2 protein-coding genes are annotated in these 1116 nt (G+C 43.0%); one reads left to right on the top strand and one right to left on the bottom strand.

Annotated elements, in window-relative coordinates:
• The coding region (locus H0248_RS21150; RefSeq protein ID WP_180787374.1) for a tyrosine-type recombinase/integrase at positions 1 to 303 on the top strand (303 nt) is incomplete at its 5' end.
• A 246-nt stretch (positions 304 to 549) separates the two neighbouring features.
• Here H0248_RS21150 and H0248_RS21145 read toward each other — a convergent pair.
• Positions 550 to 1041 (bottom strand): hypothetical protein, encoded by a 492-nt coding sequence (locus H0248_RS21145; RefSeq protein WP_180787373.1) that lies wholly within the window; start codon positions 1039 to 1041, stop codon positions 550 to 552.
• Between the last annotated feature and the right edge of the window lie 75 nt (positions 1042 to 1116).

The following is a 1116-nucleotide window of genomic DNA, read 5'->3' as shown; positions in this document are numbered from 1 at the left end:
CCGATGAGTGAAAACACCATCAACAAGGCACTGCGCAAAATGGGCTATGACACCAAAACAGAAGTTTGTGGTCATGGGTTCCGCTCTATGGCCTGTAGTGTCTTGATTGAATCCGGCTTATGGTCAAAAGATGCTATTGAACGTCAGATGAGCCATAAGGAGCGTAACAATGTCCGCGCTGCTTACATCCATCTTGCTGAGCATCTTGATGAACGCAGGCTGATGCTACAGTGGTGGGCTGATTTTCTTGATGCTAACAGCAACGGGATGGTTAGGCCGTTTGAGTTTGGGCAGAAGGGATAAATTTGACTCTTGCTCAAATTTGAGTAGGATAATTGTGAGGCTTAATAAGAGCAGGGCTATCGGATATCACGGTGATATTGGTTCGATAGTGTGGATTGTAAGGTTCACCGACCTTATGGTAGCGGTAATCATAAATGCAAATTTATGATTGGCATGTGACCCAACTCAGAGAGAGTTAGCTAAGCAAGCGCTGCGACTACCAACCTCAATAATGAAAAAGGTGTTCTGAAAAGAGCGCCTTTTCATTTATAAAACAGAAATTTGTGCTACCAATGTACCGTTTGGATTTATGTTGCGATATGCCGTAACAACGCTATAGATAAGGCTACCCCCATCATTGGGGTTGTCAAATGCCGCTAACACAGCACATCCTTTACGCCCTCTCAGAACAACCACACGGTGGTATCCCCCCATTTCCGGAAATTCACATACTATCCCTGCCTGATGAACAATAATCTCGGAGACAAAACGAGGGACATCATGGATGGTAGGAAATCCCCACTGAGTAAGCTTAGCCCCTCGTTCTGACCAGATATGCCTAACACCAAAACCTTTATGAGGACCAATATGCTTACCCGCACGAAGAAAAATCTTCCCTCCGAGTTGGTTGAACTGTTTACTGGTTATTTTTACTTCACCCCAATGCTCAGTATTGTTCACCGGATGCAAAATATTATGATTTTCATGGAAAACATAATCAGCAGGAATTTCCATTAACTTATTATTATGTCTATTCAAACTGCCATTCCCTATGCATTATCATATCATCACAATGAATGAAAGATTGTAGCCAGATCCGTGATGCTAAAGCAA

The sequence above is a fragment of the Pectobacterium brasiliense genome, assembly GCF_013449685.1.
In the GTDB taxonomy this organism is placed as follows: domain Bacteria; phylum Pseudomonadota; class Gammaproteobacteria; order Enterobacterales; family Enterobacteriaceae; genus Pectobacterium; species Pectobacterium brasiliense_A.
Note: the sequence above shows the minus strand (reverse complement) of the source record. Positions and strands in the feature narration are given on the sequence as shown.